The organism is Streptomyces cahuitamycinicus (genome assembly GCF_002891435.1).
Taxonomy (GTDB): Bacteria; Actinomycetota; Actinomycetes; order Streptomycetales; family Streptomycetaceae; genus Streptomyces; species Streptomyces cahuitamycinicus.
Genome location: NZ_POUC01000547.1, coordinates 1 through 4411, shown reverse-complemented (window position 1 = coordinate 4411; position 4411 = coordinate 1). Strand labels below are relative to the sequence as shown.

General features: G+C 72.2%; 5 protein-coding genes. All 5 read left to right on the top strand.

Annotation, left to right across the window (positions count from 1 at the left end; genetic code table 11):
- Positions 1 to 426: thiamine pyrophosphate-dependent enzyme (locus tag C1J00_RS38915; protein ID WP_245936683.1), on the top strand; the 426-nt coding region annotated here is incomplete at its 5' end.
- Positions 414 to 1394, top strand: coding sequence for an alpha-ketoacid dehydrogenase subunit beta (locus C1J00_RS38910; RefSeq protein WP_102913596.1), 981 nt, complete (start codon positions 414 to 416; stop codon positions 1392 to 1394). The genes C1J00_RS38915 and C1J00_RS38910, both read left to right, overlap by 13 nt.
- A gap of 41 nt (positions 1395 to 1435) precedes the next feature.
- Entirely contained in the window at positions 1436 to 2797 is a 1362-nt protein-coding gene (locus C1J00_RS38905; protein WP_102913595.1) for an amidohydrolase family protein, read from the top strand.
- Positions 2794 to 3675, top strand: coding sequence for a cupin domain-containing protein (locus C1J00_RS38900; protein WP_102913594.1), 882 nt, complete (start codon positions 2794 to 2796; stop codon positions 3673 to 3675). Before C1J00_RS38905 ends, C1J00_RS38900 begins: the two co-directional genes overlap by 4 nt.
- Positions 3672 to 4361: an SDR family oxidoreductase gene (locus C1J00_RS38895; protein WP_102913593.1), complete on the top strand. Its 690-nt coding sequence runs from the start codon at positions 3672 to 3674 to the stop codon at positions 4359 to 4361. The genes C1J00_RS38900 and C1J00_RS38895 overlap by 4 nt, the downstream gene beginning before the upstream one ends.
- Positions 4362 to 4411 lie beyond the last annotated feature (50 nt).

Below are 4411 nucleotides of genomic sequence, written 5' to 3'. Positions count from 1 at the left end.
GCCGTGCCCCGCCCCGCCGCCGACCGGGCCCCCGCCCACGGCATCCCGGGCGAGGTCGTCGACGGCAACGACGTCGTGGCGGTCGAGGAGGCCGTGGGACGGCTCGCGCGGCGGGCCCGGGCCGGAGACGGGCCCGCCGTTCTGGAGGCCGAGACCTACCGGCACTTCGGGCACAGCCGTGCCGACCCGGCGGCCTACCGCCCGGCCGAGGAGGTCGAACGGTGGCTGAAGCACGACCCGCTGGACCTGGCGCGGGGGCGCCTGGCCGAGCTGGGCGTGGGCGAGGAGACGGTGGCCGGGGCCGACGAGCGGGCCAGGGCCGTCGTGGAGCGGGCCGTGGAGGCGGCGAAGGCCGCGCCGCCGCCCGATCCGCGGGAGGCACTGACCGACGTGTGGGCGGACGGAGGTGCCGCATGGCGGACGTGATCACCTACCGGGAGGCCGTCGCCGAGGGCATCGCGCGTGAGATGCGCCGGGACGCGTCGGTGGTGTGCCTCGGGGAGGACATCGCCGCGGCCGGCGGGGTGTTCAAGACCACCACGGGGCTGCTGGAGGAGTTCGGACCCGGGCGGGTGTGGGACACGCCCATCTCCGAACAGGCCATCGCGGGCGCGGCGATGGGCGCCGCCATGACCGGGATGCGGCCCGTGGCGGAGATCATGTTCTCCGACTTCCTGGCCTGCTGCTGGGACTACCTGGCCAATGAGATCCCCAAGGTCCGCTACATGACCGGCGGCCAGGTGACCGTCCCCCTCGTCGTGCGCACCGCCAACGGCGGCGGGCTCGGCTTCGGCGCCCAGCACTCCCAGGCCACCGAGAACTGGGCGCTGACCGTCCCCGGGCTGAAGGTCGCGGCGCCGGCGACACCGGCCGACGTCATCGGCATGCTGGCGGCGGCGATCCGCAGCGAGGACCCGGTGGTCTTCTTCGAGCACAAGGGGCTGTTCGCGACGAAGGGCCCGCCGCCCCCGCCCGGTCACGTCGTCGAGCTGGGCCGGGCCGCGGTCGTCCGGGAGGGCGCCGACGTCACGCTCGTCGCGCTCGCCTCGATGGTTCCCCTGGCGCTGAAGGCCGCCGACGTCCTGGCCGGGGAGGGCATCGAGGCCGAAGTAATCGACCTGCGCTGCCTGGTCCCGCTGGACGCAGCGACCGTCCTCGCCTCGCTGGAGAAGACCTCTCGGCTCCTCACCGTCGAGGAGAACCCGTACCAGGGCGGCTGGGGCGCCACCGTCGTGTCGGTCGTCGCCGACGAGGGATTCGCCCTGCTGGACGCGCCCGTGCGGCGGGTGGCGGGGGAGTGCGTCCCGCTGCCGTTCGCCGACGCGCTGGAGGAGCAGGTCATCCCCACCGTGGACAAGGTCGTCACGGAGGTCCGCAGGCTCGCCGCCTACTGAGCCGCACACCCGCCACCGAACACCCCATGGGAGGAAGCGCGATGACCACCAGGACACTGCTGCGCTCCGGTCACGTGATCTCGATGGACCCGGACATCGGGGACCTGCCCCAAGGGGACGTCCTCGTCGAGGACGGCAGGATCGCGGCCGTCGAACCCGAGATCAGCGCCGACGCCGAGATCCTCGACATGACCGGCCACATCGTGATCCCGGGCTTCGTCGACACCCACCGCCACACCTGGGAGGCCCCCATCCGGGGCGTCGCCCCCGACGCCACCCTCGACGACTACTTCGTCGACATCCTCGACACCTTCGCACCGCTGTACACCCCCGAGGACGTGTACGCCGGCAACCTCGCGGGCGCGCTGGAGTGCATCAACGCCGGCATCACCACGCTCGTCGACTGGTCGCACATCAACAACACGCCCGAGCATCCGGACGCGGCGGTCCAGGGCCTGAAGGAATCCGGCATCCGGGCGCGGTACGCGTACGGCAGCGCCAACACCTCCCTCGCGGAGTACTGGTTCGAGAGCAGGATCGCGATCCCGGCGGACGACGTACGGCGGATCCGGTCGACGCACTTCCCCTCCGACGACGGGCTGCTGACCATGGGCCTGGCCACCCGCGGCCCCGGCTTCTGCCTCGACGAGGTCGTCACCGCCGAGTGGGCCATGGCACGTGAGCTGGGCCTCCCGATCACCGTGCACGTGGCCATGGGGCGCCTCGCCGGCCGCTTCGGCATGGTCAGGCAGCTGCACGGCCTGGGACTGCTCGGCCCGGACACCACCTACGTCCACAGCTGCTACCTCAGCGGGGAGGAGTGGCGGATGGTCGCCGACAGCGGCGGCACGGTGTCGGTCGCGCCGCAGGTGGAGCTCCAGATGGGGCACGGCTGGCCGCCCGTGATGCAGGCCATCGAGCACGGTCTGCGGCCGTCGCTGAGCATCGACGTCGTCACCACCGTCCCCGGCGACATGTTCACCCAGATCCGCGCTGCCTTCGGCGCCGAACGCGCACGCGTCAACGCCGACTGCTGGCAGGCCAACATGCCGGTCCCCGACACCATGCTGACCGCACGTCAGATGCTGGAGATCGCCACCGTGAACGGCGCCCACGTCGCCGGTCTTGAGGACCGCACCGGCTCCCTGACCCCCGGCAAGCGCGCCGACATCCTCGGGATCGACGCCACCGCCTTGAACGTCGCCCCCGTGCACGACGCGGTGGCCGCGGTGACGCTGTGCGCCGACGTGTCCAACGTGGACACCGTCCTCGTCGACGGTGTGATCCACAAGCGCGACGGCAGGCTCCTCGGCGACACGGCACGCGCCCTGCGGCTCGTCGCCGAGTCCCGTGACCGGCTCCTCGCCGCGAAGGAGGCCAAGGGGGCTAAGGCACCGGCATGACGAATCACCTGGTGCGCCACGCCGCCGACCTGCCCGAGCCGCCCCACGACGGCCAGGGGCACCGGCGCCGGGCGCTGGTCGGCGAGCAGGACGGCAGCGTCCACACCGGCTTCGGCCTGTGCGAACTGCTACCGGACGGCCGGGTGCCCGCTCATGTGCACTCGTACGAGGAGACCTTCCACCTCCTCGACGGGAGCGTGATCCTCGACCTGCCCGACGGCTCGTACCTGCTGGAGGCGGGCGACTACGGCCTGCTGCCGACCGGCGTCCCGCACGCCTGGCGCGGGGCCGGGGGCACCGGCGGCCGCTGGGCCGACATGCTGGCCCCGGTGCCGCGCGCCCGCTACGGACACGACACCCAGGCCGTCCCGGACCTGCCCGCGCGCGAGCCGGCCCGGATCGACGTCCGCGACCCGCGCACCCGCTGCTTCGGCCACTTCGAGCCCGGCCAGATGGATCCCGGCAAGCAGTCCCAGGAACTGCTCACCGCCACGGCGAGCATGCGGACCGCGCTGCTGGTCTACAGCGGGATCACGGTGAAGATGATGATCGACGGCGATCTGGGCGCGGTCGCGTCGACGATGTTCATGGTGCAGTACGCGTCCGACGGGGTCATCGGAACCCACGACCATCCCTTCGAGGAGACCTATCTGATCCTGGAGGGCGTGGCCGAGGCCACCCTGGACGGCGAGCGGTACCGGCTGGAGCCCGGCGATCTGGCCTGGGCGGGCGCCGGATGTGTGCACGGTTTCGTCAACGCGGGGCAGGGGACGCTGCGCTGGCTGGAGACACAGGCGCCGCAACCGCCGTCACGGCACTCGTACCGGTTCACGCGGGACTGGGACTATCTGCGTGCGGCACTGGAGGAGAAGTCATGAGCAGTGTGCTCGTCGTCGGCGGCACATCCGGGATCGGGCTGGAGTTCGCCCGGGTGCGGGCCGGACAAGGTGACGACGTCGTCCTCACCGGCCGCGACGCCCAGCGGGCCGAAGCGGTCGCGAAGGAATGCGGTGCCCGCGGACTCGCCGTCGACCTGGCCCGGCCGCTGGAGATCGCGGCGGCCCTGGCAGGCATGGGGCGCGTCGACCATCTCGTGATCGCGGGCGTCTCCCGGGACGACAACAAGGTGAGCGACTACGACATCGACGCCGCACTGCGGCTGGTCACCCTGAAGCTGGTCGGCTACACGGAGGTCGTGCACACGCTGCGGAGCCGGCTGCACGACGACAGCTCCATCGTGCTGTTCGGCGGCCAGGCCAAGGAACGCCCCTACCCGGGCGCGACGACGGTCGCGACGGTCAACGCGGGGGTGCGGGGCATGATGAACTCCCTGGCCGTCGAACTCGCTCCGATCCGGGTCAACGCCGTGCATCCCGGTGTCGTGGGTGACAGCCCGTACTGGCAGGCCAAGCCGGAGAAGGTACTCGCCGCGCTGCGCACCGAGACACCCACGGGCAGGCTCGCCGCCATGGCGGACGTGGTGGACGCGGTGGACTTCCTGCTGCGCAACCGGTCCGTCAACGCCGTCGAGCTGACGGTGGACGGGGGGTGGCTGCTCGGGTGAGCGGCCTTGTGGCGGAGGTACCGGCGGAGGTGTCGGAGGGAGGTGCCGAC